A 17,817-nucleotide genomic window follows, 5' to 3' on the forward strand; every position below is an offset into this window, starting at 1 on the left:
CCGAGGGCCCCTTCGAGACCGCCGCGCCGACCCAGATCGACTACCCCGATCACCTGGCCGCGGCCGATCAGGCCCGCCGGTCCGAGCAGTTCATGCTCGACGCACTCGCCGTCCAGCCCGGCCGCACCGGGGTCGACCTCGGTTGCGGGCCGGAGGTACGGTCCTTCCATGTCCGACTCAACCGAAGCCGTCAGCCGGCGGAACGCCGAGGTCGTCCGCCGTTACCTCCGGGTCTTCGAGACGAGGGAGGTCGCCGAGCTCGAGGAACTCGTCGCCGAGGACGTCCTCGTGCACGGTGCGGGCTTCCACGGCCGGGGCCGACACCTCCCCGAGGGATCGGTGCTGACGCCGGGACTGTCCAACTGCCGCGTGCGGGTGGACGACCTCTTCGCCGCCGGCGACCGGGTCACCGTGGCCTTCACCCTCACCTACACCCACGATCGCAGCGGCCGGGACATCACCATGACCGGAGTCAAGTCCTACCGGCTCCGCGAAGGACTGATCGTCGAGTTCTGGGGCGAGACCGACCTGTACGGCCTGCTCCGCCAGGCCGGGCTGGTGCCCGAGCAGATTCCGCCCTTCTGACCGGGGGTGCGGTCAGCCGGCGGAGTCCGGCTCCGCGCGCAGGTCGTCGACGAGGTGAGCCAGGAGCGCCGCACGGTCGGGCATGTCGACGATCGAGACCTGCTCGCCCTCGGCGTGGGCCCCGTCGCCGACGGCGCCCAGGCCATCGAGCGTGGGACAACCCACCGAGGCGGTGAAGTTCCCGTCGGAAGCGCCCCCGACCACGATGCTCCGCAGGGGCCCCAGGCCGAGCCGGGCCGCCTGGGTGCGAGCGCGCCGGAACAACGCGGCACTGGACGCGAGCGGCAGCGGCGGACGGTGCGGTCCACCGCTGACGGTCAGCGAGGTTCCGGGCACGACGGTCGTCAGGTCCCTCAGCGCGCCGTCGATGCGGTCGGCCTCCTCCTGGCTGGGGACCCGCACGTCCAGCTCGACGTACGCATGGGCCGGGACCGTGTTGCTCGCGGTGCCCGCCGCGCTCAGGGTCGGGGTGATGGTGGATCCCACCTCGGGCCTCGCCAGGGCGTCGACGGCCAGCAGCAGGTGCGCCAACGCCGTGAGCGCGTTGGCTCCCCTCTCCGGCTCCAGGCCCGCGTGCGCCGCGTGGCCCGCCACGTCCAGCCGGTACATGCCGGTGCCCTTGCGCCCGGTCTTCAGCGCACCGCGACCGGAGCCCTCGAGGACCAGCGCGGCGACGGCCCGTCGGCCCAGGTCCTCGATCAGGTGCCGGCTGCTGTGGGAACCGACCTCCTCGTCGGAGGTCAACAGGATCTCGACCCCGGCCCGGTCGTCCAACACCGAGACGGCGTGCAGGAGCTGAACGATGCCGGCCTTCATGTCGAAGCAGCCCGGACCGGTGGCCGTACCGGCGGCCTCGTCCACCGCGAAGGGCCAGCGCTCCAGCGTGCCCAGCGGCCAGACGGTGTCGTAGTGCCCGATCAGGGCGACGGTGGCGCCACCTGCCCGAGCGGGCCAGCGCCAGCGGAGGTGAGTCCGGCCGGCGGACTCGACGAGTTCGGCCGGGTGCCCCAGGATCTCCTTCCCGAGCTCGGAGACCACGTGCGCACCGGCGGCGCAGGCAGCCAGGTCCTCCGAGGGGGTCTCGGCGGAAACCAGCCTCCCGAGCTGGTCCACCATGCGGTCCGTCCGTCGGCGCAGCCCTGCCAGTCGGTCGTCGCCCTTGATCGTCTCCACTCCGACATCATCGCCCACTGCCCACGCGCCCTGGCGTGGGGCCCGGCAGCGGTGTCCGAACGGCCGCCTTGCCGGCCGGTGGATCGCCCGCCGCCAGGCGTGGAGCCGCCGCCACACCCGAAACGATCAGTTGGGCCCATCTCCCTGGCACGGCCAACTCGGGTTCACCCTGCGGCAACCCGCTGACGGTGAGGCGAACAGTCCGCCAAACTCGCCGCACACCCCTGGTTTCCGGCGAGCCGGTGGGGTCAGGATGGCGCGCGGCTCAAGTTGTGCACACAACCCCCAAGGCGCGTACGTGCGTACGGCATGCGGACAGGGCCTCAGGCGCCGCGCGGCATCCGCCCGGGGGCCGGTACGCCGCCCGGCGCGGCGCGATCGAAGGGTTGGCGATCCCGATGACAGAGCTGAGCCGTAGAACGTTCATGGTGGCCGCTGCGGGTGCGGCGGCCACCGCGGCGGTGAGTGCCTCCACCGCGTCCGCCGCCGCGACCGGGCTCACCAGCACGGGCACCATCACCGACGCCCAGCACATCGTGATCCTGATGCAGGAGAACCGCAGCTTCGACCACTACTTCGGCATGCTGCAGGGCGTCCGCGGCTTCGCCGACCGCAGCGCGATCCAACTCGCCGGCGGCTACTCGGTGTTCAACCAGCCCAACGGCAGCGGCCGGCAGTACCCGTGGGCGTTCGGCGCCACCGGTCCGGCCGGCGGCGCCGACCCCGAGCGGCTTGCCCAGTGCAACGGCGACCTCTCGCACGCCTGGAGCGACCAGCACGCGGCGTGGAACAACGGCAGGATGGACTCCTGGGTCTCGGCCAAGGGCAACATCCGCACACTCGGCTACCTGCAGCGTGCCGACATCCCGTTCCACTACGCGCTGGCCGACAACTACACCGTCTGCGACGCCTACCACTGCTCGATCCTGAGTGCCACCGGCCCCAACCGCACCTACCACTGGAGCGGTTGGATCGACCCGGCCGGCACCGCGGGCGGCCCGGCGTACGACGGCGGCGACGAGTCCGGGCTGCGCTGGCAGACCTACGCCGAGGCCCTGGAGGCCGCCGGGGTGAGCTGGAAGGTCTACCAGAACGCCAGCGACAACTTCGGTGACAACGCCTTGGCCTACTTCACCCAGTTCGCCAACGCGCCGGCCGGCAGCGACCTGGCCGTCAAGGGCATGGGTTCGGTGCCTAGCACCGGCGACACCCCGAACGACATCGCCGCCGCGATCCGCGCCGACGTGCTGGGCGGCACGCTGCCGCAGGTCTCCTGGGTGGTCGCCGACCAGGGTTCGTCCGAACACCCCTACGCCACGCCCGAGGACGGCGCGCACTTCGTGCACATGGTGATCGACGCGCTGAACGCCGACCCCGACGTCTACAACTCCTCGATCCTCTTCCTCAACTACGACGAGAACGACGGGTTCTTCGACCACGTGCCGCCGCCCGTCGCCCCGGCCGGAACCGCCGGTGAGACGTACGGCGGAACGCCGATCGGGCTCGGGTTCCGGGTCCCGATGATCGCCATCTCGCCCTGGAGCCGCGGTGGTTGGGTGAACTCGGAGGTCTTCGACCACACCTCGGTGCTGCGCTTCCTGGAGGTCTGGACGGCCGCCATCGGCAAGCCGGCGAGCTGCCCCAACATCAGCGCGTGGCGGCGCAAGGTGTGCGGCGACCTCACCTCGGTCTTCGACTTCGCCAACCCGGTGTACGGTCTGCCGGCGCTGCCCGACACCTCGGCCACCATCGGCCTGTCCGCCTGCGGCCCGCTGCCCAACCCGGCGCCGGCGAACAACGCGCTGCCCGTGCAGGAGTCCGGTACCCGGCAGGCCCGGGCGCTGCCGTACCAGCCGAACGCCAACCTGGATCACCTCGAGTTCGACTCCGGCGGTGTCACCAAGGTCTGGCTGTCGATGGCCAACGTCGGTGCCCAGGGCACGAGTTCGGCGCACTTCGCGGCCTACGCGAACGCCTACCGGAGCGGTGGGCCGTGGCAGTACACGGTGGACCCTGGCGGCTCGACCAGCGACTTCTTCAACTGCGGTACCGGGTACGGGAACGGCGCGTACGACCTGAGCGTGGTCGGGCCGAACCGGTTCCTGCGGCGCTTCACCGGTAACACCACCAAGGCCGGCAAGGCGGTGGCGGTGGCCGCCTCGTACGCGGCGGCGCCGGACACCGGGCAGCTCGCGATCTGGTTCGAGCTGACGAACAGCGGGAGCTCGGCGGTGACCTTCACCATCGCCGCCAACAACTACCGGACGGACGGGCCCTGGACGTACGAGGTCCCGGCCGGCGGCAGTGTCAGCGACTACTTCAACGCGTGCGCCTACAACGATGGTTGGTACGACCTGTCGGTGACCGTGGACGTGGACGCCAGCTGGTCGCAGCGGTTCACCGGGCACCTGGAGACGGGGGCGGCCAGCGTCACCGGCTGAGCGAGGCCGCGTCGCCCATCACCATGACGGGGTGCTGCTCCGGGTCGAGGGCCCGGAGCAGTGCCGCCATGTCGTCCTTCGACAGGCTGACGCGGCCGTGGTCGGGCCGCCGTGGTCCACGTGCACCCAGACATCGCCGCCCTTGCCGGTCCCCAGTGGCTGGGTCGGGTCGAGGGGCGACCTGCCGCTGACCCGGTTGTAGTCGATGGCCACCACGTAGTCGAAGGAGCCGGTCAGCGGTTCGCCGTCGAAGCCGTCGCCGCCGATGGTGAAGCCCGGGGACTGGTGGTAGGGGAGCTTGCTGCCGGGGTCGGCGAGCAGGCCGCCGGCGTCGCTCAGGGTGAAGACGCCGATCGGGGAGCGCAGGTCGCCCACGTGGTGGTCGTCGGTCCAGCCGTTGAGCGCTTTGTGGGCGGGCCAGGGGGCCGCGGCGGGCCGCCAGCCCTGCTGGGTGCGCTGGTAGAGGGCGGCGGTGGAGGCCGGGGAGTCGCGGGCCTGGCCGGTGACCAGCAGGACCTGGTCGGTGTCCGCGGGTATCCGGGCCGTTGCGGCCGGGCCGACGCCGGGCAGGCCGGCCGGGCTGACGGGCGCGGCTGACGTGGCCGGCGCGGTCTGGCCGGACGGCGGGACGCCGCGGGTGTGGTCGACCGCGGCGGAATGTGGCGGATTGCTGCAGGCGGCAAGGGTGGCGGCGGTCAGCAGTGCCATCAGGACCTGGCGGAGCCTGGCAGGGCGGGGCAATGGTCGGCCCTTTCCGGGAGGGGGTGCGCTCACGGTTGGTGCACTACCGGGAAGGGCTCGGTGATTGCCCGGGGCGGGAACTTTTTCGCCGCCGCCGGGGGGGTATGGGGGCGGGTGTGGGGGCTGAGGCGGGAGGGTAGCCGCCGGCCGAGCTGCTCGACGTGCGGGGTGGTACCAGCGGTGACATGTTGGTCACAGTCCCTTGGCCGACCACCACAAGGAGGAGACATGGGATTCTTCGACCGGTTCAGGAGCAAGACGGACGAGGTCCTCGAACACGCCAAGGCCGGACTCGGCGGCCACCACCAGCAGGCCTCCGACGCGATGGGCTCGGCCGGGCAGAAGGCCGGCGAGCGCATGCCCGGCCCGGCCGCGGACGCGATGGGCAACGCCACCCACAAGGCCCAGGACATGGGCCAGGACGAGATCGAGCAGGCCGCCCACGACATGGAGAGCGAAGGCGGCCCCGACCCGGAGAAGTAGGCCCGCTGCTTCGGCGCCGCCCGTCGCCCCGGCGGAGGCCCGCTGATCACCGCGCCGGAGGGCGCACCCCCGAGGTGCGCCCTCCGGCGCGGTGCCGCTCACCCGGTGCTCACCCCGTACGGGGAGTCTCAGGTCCGCGGCGGCAGGGGCGGGCGGCGCAGGTCGGGACGCGGGGTGCCGGCCGGTGGCGGTGCGGCGGCGGAGTGGCGGCGCAGGAGGTCCAGGGCCACCCGGACCGCCGCCGCCAGGTCGGTGTGGCGTCCGGCGGCCCAGTCCCGGGGCGTGCGCACCACCGGGACGTCCGGCTCGACCCCGTGGTTCTCCACCGCGAACCCGTACCCGCCGGTGAACCAGGACGCCGTCGAGGGCACCGAGATCTGGGTGCCGTCGCCCAGGACGTGCCGGCCGGTGGTCCCGATCACCCCGCCCCAGGTGCGCGAGCCCACCACCGGGCCGAGCCCGAGCAACTTGACCGCCGTGATGATCACGTCCCCGTCCGAGCTGGTGGCCTCGTCGGCCAGCGCCACCACCGGACCGCGCGGGGCGTCCCGCGGATAGCGGATCGCGCGGCGGTCGCGCGGCAGGTCCCAGCCGAGCACCCGGCGGCTGAGCTTCTCCAGCACCAGCTCCGAGACGTTGCCGCCAGCGTTCCCCCGCACGTCCAACACCAGTGCGGGACGGTCGAGTTCGCGGCGCAGGTCGCGGTTGAACTGGGCCCAGCCGGAACCGCCGAGGTCCGGGATGTGCAGGTAGCCGCAGAGCCCGTCGCTGAACTCCCTTACCAGCTCCCGCCGTTTGAGCACCCAGTCCTGGTACCGCAGCGGCCGCTCGTCGGTCAGCGGGGTCACCGCGATCCGCCGCAGCGGGGCGTCCGGGCCGCCGCGGACGGCCAGTTCGACCGTGGTGTCGCCGGTGCCGACCAGCAGCGGGTCGGGCCCGCGCACCGGGTCGGGGGGCCGCCCGGCGATGGCGACCAGCTCGTCGCCGTCGCGGACCCCGTGTGCGGCCAGCGGGGCGTGCGCGCGCGGGTCGGAGGACTCGCCGGGCACGATGTGCGAGAGCAGCCAGCGCCCGTCGTCCGTCCGGGTGGTCGTGGCGCCGAGCAGCCCGAGCGGCTGCTGCACCGGCGCCGGGCCCTCGCCGCGCCGGGCCGCGGTGACGTACGCGTGCGAGGTGCCCAGCTCGCCGAGGAGCTCGCGGAGCAGGTCGGCGAAGTCGTCCGGGGTGGCGATCCGCTCCAGCAGCGGCTCGTACTGCGCGGTGAGCGCGGTCCAGTCCAGGCCGCCGAGCCCCGGGTCCCAGAACTGGTCGCGGACCAGCCGGGCCGCCTCGTGGAAGGCCTGCCGCCACTCCGCGGCCGGGTGCACGGTGTGGGTGATCCGGCGCAGGTCGACGACGCCCGCCGCGCCCGGCGCACCCAGCGGCAGCACCTTGAGCACGCCGCCCGAGAAGGTGAGCAGGGTGCCGCCGTCACCGGAGACCGCGTAGCCGTCCAGCTGCTCCTGGAGCGTGCTGCGGGTGGCGCTGGCCAGGTCGAAGTGCTCCAGCGCGGGCCGGGCCGAGACGTCGGTCGGGCTGGCGAAGGTCTCCCCGAGCATCCCGGAGATGGGCCAGCGCAGCCAGACCACGCCGCCGCGGACCGGCCAGGGCGCGGAGTACTTGGAGGCGATCACCGGGAACGCCACCAGCCGGGTGCTCAGCCCCTCCGCGTCCACCACGACCGTCCCGTCACCCGTGCTCTCCGGCGGCCCGTACCCGCCGTCCACCGGCGCGGCGAACGGCGACGGCGTGTCGGCGGCCAGCGGCACCAGGTACGGGCGGCAGCCCAGCGGGAACGACAGGTCGCCGGTGTGCACGTCGTGCACCGGGTCGAAGCCACGCCAGGAGAGGAAGACCAGGTAGCGGCCGTCCCGGGTGAAGACCGGCTGCTCGTCCTCGAAGCGTCCGCTGGTCACCTGGATGATCTGCTCGGGCGCGTCCAACCGGACCAGCCGGATCCGGCGCAGCGAACGGCCGGCCACCGGCTGCGACCAGGCCAGCCAGCGCGAGTCGGGGGAGAACACCGGTCCGCGCACCGGCCCGAACTCCGAGCGGACCAGCTCGCGCACCGTGCCGTCCTCGACCGTCACCAGCAGCAGCCGGCCGTCCGAGGCGGTGGTGGCGAGCGTGCGCCCGTCCGGCGCGGCGGCCAGTTCCAGCACCCGGCCGAGTCGCCCGGCGGCGATCCGGCGCGGCTCCTCGGGCGGGTGGCCCGGGTGGCCGGGCAGCGGGACGTGCTCCACGGCGTCCTCGCCGGTCGCGTCGGTGACCCAGGCGACCCGGCCGCTGTGCCCGAGCATCACCGGCAGCCGGGCCCGCACACCGGGCGTGTCGGCCAGTGCCCGGGCCGGGCCGTCCCGGTGGGTCAGCCAGTACAGGCTGCCGCGCACCGCGACCACACCGGCCCGGCCGGTGGCGTCGCAGGCCATGTCGTTGAGCTGGCGGGCGGCCGTGACTTGGTACGGGCGGCGGCCGGCCCGGGCGCCGCCGAGCGGGACGGTCAGCCGGAGCGGGGCGGCGGTGTCCAGGCCGTCCAGCAGCCAGAGGTCACCGGCGTGCTGGTAGACCACCCGGTGGCCGTCGGTGGCGGCCTCCCGGGCGTAGTACGAGGCGTGGTCGGTGTGCCGGCGCAGGTCGGTGCCGTCGGGGCGGCAGGAGTACAGGTTGCCGATGCCCTCGTGGTCGGAGAGGAACGCCACCCGCCCGTCCACCAGCAGCGGCGCGGCCAGGTGGCCGGCCAGATCGGGCAGCAGCCGCTCGCCGTCCAGCCAGAGCCGGCCGTGGGCGCCGCCGCGGTAGCGCTTCCAGGCGGTCGGCTCGTGCGGTGCGGCGCCGGTCAGCAGGACGGTGTGGGCGGCCGTGACCTGGGCGTCGCGGACCGGACCCCAGGGTTGCCGGGTGCCCGGCGAGCCGTCCGTCGGCAGCGCGTAGGCCCAGGTGTAGTGGGCGAACGGCTCGTGGTGCGAGCTGACCGCCAGCACCCGGCCGTCCGGCAGCCAGCCGCGCACCCGGGTGTCCGAGCTGCCCCAGTGGCTCAGCCGGACGGACGGGCCGCCCTCGGTGGGCGCGGTCCACACCTCGGGGGTGAGCGCGGCCCAGCTGGTCCAGGCGACCGTACGGCCGTCCGGGGAGAGCCGGGGGTGACTGACCCTGGTCCGGTCACAGCTCACCCGCCAGGCCCGACCGGCCGCGGCGCCGTCGGCGTCCAGCGGGGCCAACCAGACGTCGTCCTCGGCGGTGAAGACGAGCAGCTCCCCGCGCAGGTGCGGGAAGCGCAGATACCCGGGCTGAGTCGTCACCCCGTCCATCCTTCGGGGGTACCGGGGGACCGGCAACCGGAGCGGAAAACCAGGTGACCGGGCGCTGATCACGTGGTTAGCGTGGGGGTCCCCCGGGTGGCCGTCTACCACCCGCCGAGTGCGCGAACAACGCGCCAGCACACCGGGAGCCGCACCATGGCCCGCACCCTGATCCGTGAGCTCGCCCGCCTCGCCGGGGCCCAGCCCGGGGCCCGGACCGGGGCCGCGGCGGATCCCGCGGAGACCGTCACCGTCCACGGCTGGATCAACGCCCTCCGGCTGCAGAGCCGGATGCAGTTCGTGGTGGTCCGCGACCACACCGGCCTGGTCCAGGTCACCCACCGCAGGGGAGGCGACGGCGACCCGGTCGAGGCGGCCCTGGAACGGCTCACCCCGGAGTCCGCGGTGAAGATCACTGGCACTGTGGTGGCCAACCCGATCGTCAAGCTCGGCGGCCTGGAGGTCAGGCCCGAGCGGGTGGAGATCGTCGCGCTCGCCGAGGCCGGGCTGCCGATCGACGAGCACTCCGGGCCCGAGCACCGGCTCGACTGGCGCTTCCTCGACCTGCGCCGCCCGGAGCGGCAGCTGGTGCTCGCCGTGCAGACCACGGTCGAGCAGGCGATGCGCGAGGTGGCCGCCGAGGAGGGGTTCACCGAGCTGCACAGCCCCAAGCTGATGGGCGCCCCCTCGGAGTCCGGTGCCGAGGTGTTCCGGGTGGGGTACTTCGACCGCACCGCGTATCTCGCCCAGTCGCCGCAGTTCTACAAGCAGCTGGCGATCGCGGGCGGGATCGACCGGGTCTTCGAGATCGGGCCGGTCTTCCGCGCCGAGCCCTCCTTCACCTCCCGGCACGCGACCGAGTTCACCGGTGTCGACGTCGAGATCGCCTGGATCGAGGACGTCGAGGAGGTGATGGCCTTCGAGGAGCGGATGCTGCACCGGGTGCTGAGCCGGGTCACCGAGCGGCACGGCGAGGCGATCCGCGAGCTGCTGGGGGTGGAGCCGGTGGTGCCCGCGCTGCCGTTCCCGCGGGTCACGATGGCCGAGGCGCTGGCCCGGCTGCGCGCCACGGGGTGGGACCCGGAGGGCGTCGCCGAGGACCTGGACCCGGAGGGCGAGCGGCGGCTGGCCGCGCTGGTCGCCGAGGAGCACGGGCACGCGTTCGTCTTCGTCACCGACTTCCCGGCGTCGGTGCGCCCGTTCTACCACCACCGGCGGGCCGCCGACCCGTCGGTGACGGCCAGCTTCGACCTGCTGTGGCAGGGGCTGGAGATCACCACCGGCGCCCAGCGCGAGCACCGGTACGAGGTGCTCCGCGCGCAGGCGACGGAGAAGGGGATGGCGCTGGAACCACTGGCGTCGTACCTGGACTGCTTCCGGTACGGGACGCCCCCGCACGGTGGGTTCGGGCTGGGGCTCGGGCGGGTGCTGATGGTGCTGCTGGGGCTGGGGTCGATCCGGGACGCCGGGTTCCTGTTCCGGGGGCCGAACCGGTTGACGCCGTAGCGCCCACCGGTCGTCCCGTCGTCCGGTCAGGTGCGGCAGAGCTCGAGGGCGCGCGCCCACTGGTCGCGGAGCGCGCCGCTCGGCGCCAACTGCTCCACCGAGCAGCGCAGTTCACGCAGGGCGCTGGCCTGGGCGGTCAGGTCCGGCGACTGCTCGAAGTAGGCCAGTGCCGGGTCCAGGCAGTCCAGCACGTCCGGTCTGCCGAGTTCGAACCGCACCCGCCCCAGGGCGAGTTGGGACTGGGCCAGGGTCGAGCGCGACTGCAGGCTGCGCAGCAGCGGGACGACCCGCTCGTACGCCGTGGCGGCCTGCTCCCAGTGGCCCAACGCCATCTCGTCCTCGCCGAGTTCGCGCAGGGCGAGGGCGAGTGCCGCGGTCTGGTGGACGCTGCCCGGTGGGTCGCCGTGGCCCGACTCGTACTGGTCCACCACCTCGCGGTGGATCCCGGCGGCCTCCTCGGAGTGGCCCAACGCCCTCAGCGTGGTGCCCAGATGGCGTCGGGCCACCCACCGGCCGGTCGGGTAGCCGGCCTCGGCCATCAGGGCGGCCGAGCTCCGGTACTCGACGGCCGCCTCGACCAGCATGCCGAGCCGGCGCAGCGCGGTGGCGCGGTAGGTGAGCGACCAGGCCTCGGCCAGCAGGTCGCCGGCCAGCCGGGCCGACATCGCCGCCCGGCCCGCCACGGTGACCGCCTCCTGGTGGCGTCCCGCGCAGAGACTCAGCGTCCAGCTCAGGTAGTTGAGCATGGTCGCCTCCTCGCGGCGGCTGCCCAGGGCCCGCGCGGAGCCGGCGGCGAGCTCGAACAGCTCGCTCCACGAGCTGAGCGTGCTGCGCAGGTCGGCGAACCAGTGCATGGCCTCGGCGAGGTCCACCACCCGCCGGTGCTGGCCGAGTTCGGCCGCCCACCGGGCGGCGGCCAGCCAGTTCGCCCGCTCGGCGTCCAGCCAGCGCAGCGCCCGGCTCCACTCGTCCGGGGCGGCTGGGCGCGCGGGCCCGGACGGCGGGGGGTCGAAGCGGTGGCCGGACCAGGTGGCCGTCTCCAGCAGCCAGATCATGAACTCGGCCCGGGCCCGGCGCTGTTCGGCCGGCGTCTCGTCCCGCTCCAGCGACTCGCCGGCGAACAGCCGGACCAGGTCGTGGAAGCGATAGCGGAACGCCTGCTGGGCCGGCTCCAGGAGCCCGCTGTCCACCAGCGCCTCCAGGACCTCCTCGGCGGTGGTCTCCGGCAGGCCGGTCAGGGCGGCGGCCGTGCCGCGCCCGAAGTCGTGGCCCGGGACGAGGGAGAGCCGGCGGAACAGGCGGCGCGCCCGCTCGGGGAGGCAGCGGTAGGAGTGCTGGAACGCGGAGCGCAGCTGGAGATCGCCGTCGGCCAGACCGTCCAACCGGCGTGCCTCGTCACGCAGTTGTTCGGCCAGGGCGCTCGGGGTCTCGCCCCGGCGGCCGGCCAGGCGGTTGCCGGCGATCCGCAGGGCGAGCGGGAGGCGGCCGCAGAGGACCGCGAGCTCCGCGAGGTCACCGGCGCCCGCCTCGGCGCCGGTGCCGGCGAGCCGGCCGAGCAGCTCGACCGCGTCGGCCTCCGGGAGCACGTCCAGCGGCAGCCGTTCGCTGACCTCCAGGCCCGCCAGCGAGCGGCGGCTGGTCAACAGGGTCAGGCTGCCCGGGCTGCCCGGCAGCAGCGGCCGCACCTGGCCCTCGTCGTGCGCGTTGTCCAGGATCAGCAGCAGCCGCCGGTCATGCAGCAGCGACCGGTAGAGCGCCACCCGTTCGGCCTGGTCGCGGGGCAGCCGGTCGGCCGGGACGCCCAGCGACTCCAGCAACCGGGCCAGTGCCTCCTCGGCGGCCAGCGGCCAGGTGCCCGCGCCGCGCAGGTCGAGATGGAGCACGCCGTCCGGGAAACTCGCGGCGCTCTCCGCGGCCAGCCGCAGCGCCAGCGAGGTCTTGCCCAGACCGGAGGGGCCGTGCGTGACGACCACCGGGGCCGGGCCGCTGGGGGCCGCCTCGAGGCCCGCCACCAGGGCGTGCAGGCGGCGGAGTTCGGCGCGCCGGCCGGTGAAGTCGGCGGGGGCGGCGGGTGGCGTGGGGCCGGCCGGGCGCCCTCGCGTCGCCTGGGGCGGCGCGCCGGGCCGCGCCGGCGGTGCGCCCCGGCGGCGCGCGCGGCCGGCGCCGGCCGCGCGCAGGAACACCTCCCGGGCGGCCGGTGCCAGACCGAGGGCCTCGGCCAGGGCCTGGGCCGAGCGGTGCTGGGGCGCCCGGCTGCGCCCGGTCTCCAGCTCGCTGATCGCCCGGACGCTCACCCCGGACGCGGCGGCGAGTTCACTCTGCGTCAGTCCGGCGGTGCGACGGTGCGTCAGCAGGAGACGGTCGAAGGCGGGCGGTTCGTCCGGAGTTCGCCCCGGGTCGTCCGCCGGTGCCTGATATGTCATGTCGATGCCCCCCGGATTCCCAGTTACTCGCCGTGGTGACACTGCCCCCCTCGGGCCGGCGTTCGGCTACTGTTCGCCCACGGCTGGTCACCAAAAAAATACGCGTCACTCTGTAACCGATGGCAGCCGGGGTACGTCGTAACCCCTTGGAGGGGCACGAACATAGTGACCTTAGGGGCAACAAAGTTGGGTACCTACGGGATGCTGGGGAGTTTCGGGGAGCTGCTCCGGCGGCATCGCAAGGCAGTGGGCATGACCCAGGAGACGCTGGCGGAGACCGCGGCACTGAGCGCGCGGGCGGTCGGCAACCTTGAGCGGGGGCGGGCCAGGGTGCCGCAGCGCCGCTCGGTGGAGGCGCTGGCGGCCGCGCTGGGGCTGGCCGGTCCGGTGCGGGCCGACTTCCTGCGCGCCGCGACGGCCGAACGGGCCCTGCGGGGTGGGGCCGGCGGTGTCGGGAACGTGCCGGGCGGGCCGCCGCGTCCGCTCGTCCGTCCGGCCCAACTCCCGTCGGACATAGCCGACTTCTCCGGTCGGACGGCGGAGCTGGAGCGGCTCGACGAGATCCTCGCGGGTGCGGGCGACGGCACCGGCGCGGAGGCGATGGCGATGGCCGTGTTGACCGGCCCGGCCGGGGTCGGCAAGACGGTCACCGCCGTCCGCGCGGCCCATCGGGCGCGCGAGAGCTTCCCGGACGGGCAGCTCCACCTCGACCTGCGCGGCCGGACCGAGAACCCACCGGACGCGACCGCGCTGCTCGGCCGCCTGCTGCGGATGCTCGGCGTGCCGGCCGAGGAGGTGCCGCACGGGGAGCCCGAACGGGTCGCCCGCTACCGCGGACTCGTGGCCGGCCGGCGCTTCCTGCTGCTGCTGGACGACGCGGCGGACGCGACGCAGCTGGCGCCGCTGCTGCCGGACACCGGCTCCTGCGGGGTACTGGTCACCAGCCGCCGCCGGCTGACCACGGGGCAGCACCCGGGACACCCCCTCGAACTCGGCCCGTTCGAACGGCCGGACGCGACCGCGTTGCTCGGCCGGCTGATCGGAGCCGACCGGGTGGCCGCCGAGCCGGCGGCGGTGGACCAGGTGCTGGCCGCCTGTGCCGGCCTCCCGCTCGCCCTGCGGGCGGCAGGCGCCCGGCTGGCCGGGCGGCCCACCTGGGGCGTGGCGGCGCTCGCCGAACGCCTCGGCGACCGGGAGCGGCTGCTGGACGAGCTGGTGGTGGGGGACCTGTCGGTCCGTCAAGGGCTGCGGGAGAGCTACCTGGCGCTGTCCGGGAGCGGGCCCGAGCAGCCGCGCCGTGCCGGGAGGGTGGCCTGGACCGGGCTGGCGTCGGTGGTCCAGGACCGGGCGGCGGTGCTCTCGGCGGCGGAGGTGTTCCGGCTGCTCGGGGGGTTGCCGGGGGACCGGTTCTGCGGGCGGTCGCTGGCGGCCCGGCTGGGCCTGCCGAGGTCCGGCGTGGCCGCGGCACTGGATGAGCTGACGGCAGGTCACCTGGTCGAGCCGCTGGGCGGGGGCGACTACCGGATCCCGCCGCTGGTGAAGTGCTACGCCACCGAGCTCGCCGATCTCGCCGAGCTCGCCGATTCCGCGGAGTTCGCCGAGCTCGTCGAGCTCGCCGAACTCGCCTAGTCGGGCGGGGAGCGGCGGGACCGGGCCCGTGCGTCCGCCCGTCCGTCCTGCGGCGGTGAGCCGGGGGGATCGCCTGTTAGGTTCCTGGTAGGCAGCGTCCGTCACACTCGAGGGCATCGGCCCGTGGCCGACCGGCCGGATCGAACGGGCAACCGTGGACGGCGGTCGGCACGCGGGCAGGATCCGCCGGCCGCCGGCCCGGGTGACCCGGACCGCCCGACACCAAGGCTCACGGCCGGCCCGAGCCACCCGGGAGACCCCTCATGACCGCGACGCGCATGGCCGTTCGCATCCACGCCGACGACCCCATCTCGCAGTCGGGCGTCGCCGCCCAGCTGCGCACCCGGCCCGAGCTGCGGCTGCTCGCCAGCACCGACCCCAGCCCGGCGGACGTCGTCCTGGTCGTCGCGGACAGCGTGGACCAGCGGGTGGTCAGCTCGCTGCGCGGCCTGTGCCGGGCGGTGCCCGCCGCGCTGGTCCTGGTGGTCTCGGCGCTGGACGACGCGGCCGTGGCGACCGCCGTGGAGTGCGGGGTGGTCGGGCTGCTGCGGCGTTCCGAGGCGACCGCGGACCAGCTGGTCGCCACGCTCGGCGCGGCCGTCCGCGGCGAGGGCGCCATCCCGCCGGACCTGCTCGGGCGGCTGCTCAACCAGATGGGCCGGATCCAGCGGCAGATCCTCGACCCGCGTGGCCTCTCGTTCTCCGGGCTGCACCAGCGGGAGATCGAGGTGCTGCGGCTGGTCTCCGAGGGGCACGACACCCGCGAGATCGCCCAGCAGCTCGCCTACTCCGAACGGACCGTCAAGAACGTGCTGCACGACGTCACCAGCCGGCTCCAGCTGCGCAACCGCACCCACGCCGTCGCGTACGCGCTGCGCCAGGGGCTGATCTGACGACGGGACCGGGTCGGCCTGCTCGGGGCGGGCCAGCCCCTTCCGGTCAGGCCAGCGACGACAGCATGTCGTCGTAGCGCCGCGAGGCCTGCTCGGACGACGCCCGGTCGCCGGCCCGCCGGTAGGCGTCGATCAGGGTCCGCCACGCCGCGTCGTGGAACGGCTCCAGCCGCAGGCTCTCCTCGGCGGCCCGCACCGCGGCCCGGATGCGGCCGGTGGCCAGCTCGGCCTCGGCCAGCAGCGCGGAGACCTCGGCCGCCCGGGCCCGCAGCCGGGCCCGCTCCTCGACCACCCACTCGGCCGGCCCCTCCTCCGGCAGCAGGTCGCCGCCGTACCAGCGGCGGGCGGCGCGCAGGCCGGCCGCCCGCTCCTCCCCGGTCGCCCGGGCGTACCCCCGGGCGGCGTCCGCCGCGTGCTCGAACTCCCTTACGTCGCTGACTAGTTCGCCCTCCAAGGCGAGGCCGTACGAGGCGCCCGTGCGGACCAGCAGCCCCGGGCCGAGCAGCACCCGCAGCCGGGAGACGGTGACCTGGAGGTTGCGGACCCCCGCGTCCGAGGGCAGGTCCGGCCAGAGCGCGTCGAGGAGCACCTCGCGGTGCACCGCCCTGCCGCCGTGCAGCGCGAGCAGCCGGAGCAGGCTGCGGGTCTTGGGGCGGGCCGACGAGCAGTCCACCTCGTGGCCCTGCACGACCAGGCGGAAGCCGCCCAGGCAGCGCAGCTCGGTGACCGGCGGCGCGACCGGGGGCGTCAGCGCGGCCGGGGCCGTCACCGGGGTGGGAGCCGCGGCGGTCGTGGGAACCGTGGCCGCCGCCGGAGCGAGCACCGCCGCCCGTCCGTGCAGCCAGGCGGCGGTGCCGGCCGGCAGGTGCCGGGCCACCGCGTCCCCGACGATCGGGTGCGAGAACGCCAACGGCCGCCCGGTGGCCAGCAGCTCGGCCCGGAAGAGCCGGTCCGCCGCGTGCGCCGCGCCTTCCAGCGGCAGCCCCGCCAGCGCGGCGGCCCGCTCCAGGGTGGCCCGGCCGCCCAACACCGCCAGCGCGGCGGCCAGCCGCCAGGCGTCGCCGTCCGGCCCGCCGGCCACCGCCAGTACGTGCTGCGCCGCGACCTCGGGCGCGAACCGGGCGAGCAGCCCGGCACCCATCCGGTCGGGCTCGACCCCGTGCTCGGCCAGCTCGGTGAGCAGGGCGAGCAGTAGCCGCGGATTGCCCCGGGTGGCGCGCAGGCAGGCGGTGACGAAGCCGGGATCGGGGGTGCCGGGCAGCACGCTCCGGACCAGCTGCTCGGCGGCCGTCCGGTCCAGCCCACGCAGCCGTAGCTGCCGCATCGCCGTCACCACGTCCCGGCAGGCCTCGGGGTGGGTGGCCGGCAGATCGCCGCGGAGCGCGGCCAGCACCACCACCCGCAGCCCGGTCCGCCGGTGCAGCAGGTGGCTGACCTCGCGCAGCGACCAGGCGTCGCACCACTGCAGGTCGTCGATGGCGAGCAGCACCGGCCGGTCCGTCTGCGCGGCGGCCACCGAGCGGTAGAGCCCGGTGCCCGCCCCGGCCGTGCGGCAGAGCGGGTGCCCGGGCCGGGCCGGGCCGGAACCACCACGGTCCAGCTCCTCGCGCAGCTGGCGCACGGTCACCAGCTGCTCCTCGTGGACCGGCGGATGGCTGCGGGCCCACGCGGTGCGAAAGCCCAGCCGCTCGGCGAGCAGCGCGGCCTCGCCCAGGAACGTGGTCCGGCCGATCCCGGCCTCGCCGCGGACCAGCAGCGCCGCCCCGTCCCTCCCGGCGGCCGCGGCGCTCAGGGCGCGGTGCAGGGTCTCCATCGACTCGGCCGGGTGGGCCGGGCGGACGGGGGAGCGGGCGATGACCTGACCGGTCGCGGACGGGTCCAGCAAAGGGGTGTCCTCCGTCTCTGTCGAGTCCGGACCGTGCCGCCTCCCGTCCCTTCCGGTGCGGACGGGTCGGCGGGCGGCGGCACGGTGCTTGCCCCATCAGCCAAACAGCCCGGCGGGCGTTCCAACAGGAAGAACAGCTAGCGGAAGTTCGTCGGCGACCGGGGCGGTGTGCGTATCCCGGACGGGCGGGGCCGGGGGCAGCACTCGCTGCCCCTCCGGGCATCGTCCCTAGTCCCGGGCCGGCCGCTGGCAGCCGTCCGGCCAGATCTCGTGCACCCAGAGCCCGGCCCGCCGGGCCAGCGCGGCCACCTCGGCGGGCTCGCAGTCCGGCGCGCCGTCCCAGACCGCGATCACCTCGTCGACCATCCCGACCAGCGCGCGCCCGAGGTCGTCGCCCAGCCCGCCGGCCGCCACCGGGGCCAGCCGGTGCACCGCCGTGGCCTCCCGTGCGATCTCACCGGCCGGCAGCGCCCCGCCGCTCGCCGGCACGATGATCTCGATCCTGCCCCCGTGCTCGCGCACCGCCTGCGCGAACCAGGTCTCCGGCCCCGGCCGCAGGCAGGTCACCCCGACCAGCTCGTAGGGCCCGTACGTGGTGACCAGCTCCCACATCGCCCCGCGCACCAGCATCTCGGTGATCTCCGACAGCCCCCGGTACCCGGTGATTCCGACTCGCATAACCGAACCCCTCACTTCGAGGCCGTGCCCCGGCCAGGGTAG

12 protein-coding genes are annotated in these 17,817 nt (G+C 74.9%); 6 read left to right on the forward strand and 6 right to left on the reverse strand.

The window, feature by feature from the left end; translation table 11 throughout:
- The first annotated feature begins 168 nt into the window (after window positions 1-168).
- Window positions 169-585, forward strand: coding sequence for an ester cyclase (locus ACZ38L_RS14950; protein WP_465692894.1), 417 nt, complete (start codon window positions 169-171; stop codon window positions 583-585).
- A 12-nt stretch (window positions 586-597) separates the two neighbouring features.
- Here ACZ38L_RS14950 and ACZ38L_RS14955 read toward each other — a convergent pair whose 3' ends face one another.
- Window positions 598-1,758 carry a M20/M25/M40 family metallo-hydrolase gene (locus ACZ38L_RS14955; protein WP_465692896.1) on the reverse strand — a complete coding sequence of 387 codons (1,161 nt, stop codon included), beginning with the start codon at window positions 1,756-1,758 and terminating at the stop codon, window positions 598-600.
- A gap of 398 nt (window positions 1,759-2,156) precedes the next feature.
- Here ACZ38L_RS14955 and ACZ38L_RS14960 point away from each other — a divergent pair, with 398 nt between their 5' ends.
- Window positions 2,157-4,199 (forward strand): phosphocholine-specific phospholipase C, encoded by a 2,043-nt coding sequence (locus tag ACZ38L_RS14960; protein WP_465692899.1) that lies wholly within the window; start codon window positions 2,157-2,159, stop codon window positions 4,197-4,199.
- Window positions 4,200-4,217: 18 nt separating this feature from the next.
- Here ACZ38L_RS14960 and ACZ38L_RS14965 read toward each other — a convergent pair whose 3' ends face one another.
- Window positions 4,218-4,907, reverse strand: a complete 690-nt coding sequence (locus ACZ38L_RS14965; RefSeq protein ID WP_465692901.1) for a hypothetical protein — start codon at window positions 4,905-4,907, stop codon at window positions 4,218-4,220.
- Window positions 4,908-5,168: 261 nt separating this feature from the next.
- Here ACZ38L_RS14965 and ACZ38L_RS14970 point away from each other — a divergent pair, with 261 nt between their 5' ends.
- Complete coding sequence (locus ACZ38L_RS14970; RefSeq protein ID WP_465692903.1) at window positions 5,169-5,423, forward strand: hypothetical protein; 255 nt, start codon at window positions 5,169-5,171, stop codon at window positions 5,421-5,423.
- Between the two features lie 128 nt (window positions 5,424-5,551).
- Here the strand turns inward: ACZ38L_RS14970 and ACZ38L_RS14975 are convergent, their stop codons facing one another.
- Window positions 5,552-8,770, reverse strand: a complete 3,219-nt coding sequence (locus ACZ38L_RS14975) for a S41 family peptidase (RefSeq protein WP_465692905.1) — start codon at window positions 8,768-8,770, stop codon at window positions 5,552-5,554.
- A gap of 147 nt (window positions 8,771-8,917) precedes the next feature.
- Between ACZ38L_RS14975 and aspS the strand changes: the two genes are divergently transcribed.
- Window positions 8,918-10,267 carry an aspartate--tRNA(Asn) ligase gene (aspS, locus tag ACZ38L_RS14980; protein WP_465692907.1) on the forward strand — a complete coding sequence of 450 codons (1,350 nt, stop codon included), beginning with the start codon at window positions 8,918-8,920 and terminating at the stop codon, window positions 10,265-10,267.
- Window positions 10,268-10,293: 26 nt separating this feature from the next.
- Here aspS and ACZ38L_RS14985 read toward each other — a convergent pair whose 3' ends face one another.
- Window positions 10,294-12,690 (reverse strand): ATP-binding protein, encoded by a 2,397-nt coding sequence (locus ACZ38L_RS14985; RefSeq protein ID WP_465692909.1) that lies wholly within the window; start codon window positions 12,688-12,690, stop codon window positions 10,294-10,296.
- Between the two features lie 201 nt (window positions 12,691-12,891).
- Here ACZ38L_RS14985 and ACZ38L_RS14990 point away from each other — a divergent pair, with 201 nt between their 5' ends.
- Together ACZ38L_RS14990 and ACZ38L_RS14995 are read left to right on the forward strand one after the other, a co-directional pair.
- On the forward strand, window positions 12,892-14,319 hold the full coding sequence (locus ACZ38L_RS14990) for a helix-turn-helix domain-containing protein (protein ID WP_465692983.1): 1,428 nt from the start codon (window positions 12,892-12,894) through the stop codon (window positions 14,317-14,319).
- A gap of 263 nt (window positions 14,320-14,582) precedes the next feature.
- Window positions 14,583-15,212, forward strand: coding sequence for a helix-turn-helix transcriptional regulator (locus ACZ38L_RS14995; RefSeq protein WP_465692911.1), 630 nt, complete (start codon window positions 14,583-14,585; stop codon window positions 15,210-15,212).
- Window positions 15,213-15,258: 46 nt separating this feature from the next.
- Here the strand turns inward: ACZ38L_RS14995 and ACZ38L_RS15000 are convergent, their stop codons facing one another.
- Together ACZ38L_RS15000 and ACZ38L_RS15005 are read right to left on the reverse strand one after the other, a co-directional pair.
- Window positions 15,259-17,097 (reverse strand): AfsR/SARP family transcriptional regulator, encoded by a 1,839-nt coding sequence (locus ACZ38L_RS15000; protein WP_465692913.1) that lies wholly within the window; start codon window positions 17,095-17,097, stop codon window positions 15,259-15,261.
- Window positions 17,098-17,325: 228 nt separating this feature from the next.
- The gene (locus tag ACZ38L_RS15005) at window positions 17,326-17,775 is read right to left on the reverse strand and encodes a hypothetical protein (RefSeq protein ID WP_465692915.1); all 450 of its coding nucleotides are present in this window, start codon (window positions 17,773-17,775) and stop codon (window positions 17,326-17,328) included.
- Window positions 17,776-17,817: the final 42 nt, after the last annotated feature.

The organism is Kitasatospora sp. NPDC024654, from assembly GCF_055559155.1.

What these genes read in the sequence shown, in the direction of transcription:
- ACZ38L_RS14950 (WP_465692894.1), top strand. Translation starts at nt 169, where the DNA reads ATGTCCGACTCAACCGAAGCCGTCAGCCGGCGGAACGCCGAGGTCGTC.
- ACZ38L_RS14960 (WP_465692899.1), top strand. Translation starts at nt 2,157, where the DNA reads ATGACAGAGCTGAGCCGTAGAACGTTCATGGTGGCCGCTGCGGGTGCG.
- ACZ38L_RS14965 (WP_465692901.1), bottom strand. Translation starts at nt 4,907, where the DNA reads ATGGCACTGCTGACCGCCGCCACCCTTGCCGCCTGCAGCAATCCGCCA.
- ACZ38L_RS14970 (WP_465692903.1), top strand. Translation starts at nt 5,169, where the DNA reads ATGGGATTCTTCGACCGGTTCAGGAGCAAGACGGACGAGGTCCTCGAA.
- ACZ38L_RS14975 (WP_465692905.1), bottom strand. Translation starts at nt 8,770, where the DNA reads ATGGACGGGGTGACGACTCAGCCCGGGTATCTGCGCTTCCCGCACCTG.
- aspS (WP_465692907.1), top strand. Translation starts at nt 8,918, where the DNA reads ATGGCCCGCACCCTGATCCGTGAGCTCGCCCGCCTCGCCGGGGCCCAG.
- ACZ38L_RS14985 (WP_465692909.1), bottom strand. Translation starts at nt 12,690, where the DNA reads ATGACATATCAGGCACCGGCGGACGACCCGGGGCGAACTCCGGACGAA.
- ACZ38L_RS14990 (WP_465692983.1), top strand. Translation starts at nt 12,892, where the DNA reads ATGCTGGGGAGTTTCGGGGAGCTGCTCCGGCGGCATCGCAAGGCAGTG.
- ACZ38L_RS14995 (WP_465692911.1), top strand. Translation starts at nt 14,583, where the DNA reads ATGACCGCGACGCGCATGGCCGTTCGCATCCACGCCGACGACCCCATC.
- ACZ38L_RS15005 (WP_465692915.1), bottom strand. Translation starts at nt 17,775, where the DNA reads ATGCGAGTCGGAATCACCGGGTACCGGGGGCTGTCGGAGATCACCGAG.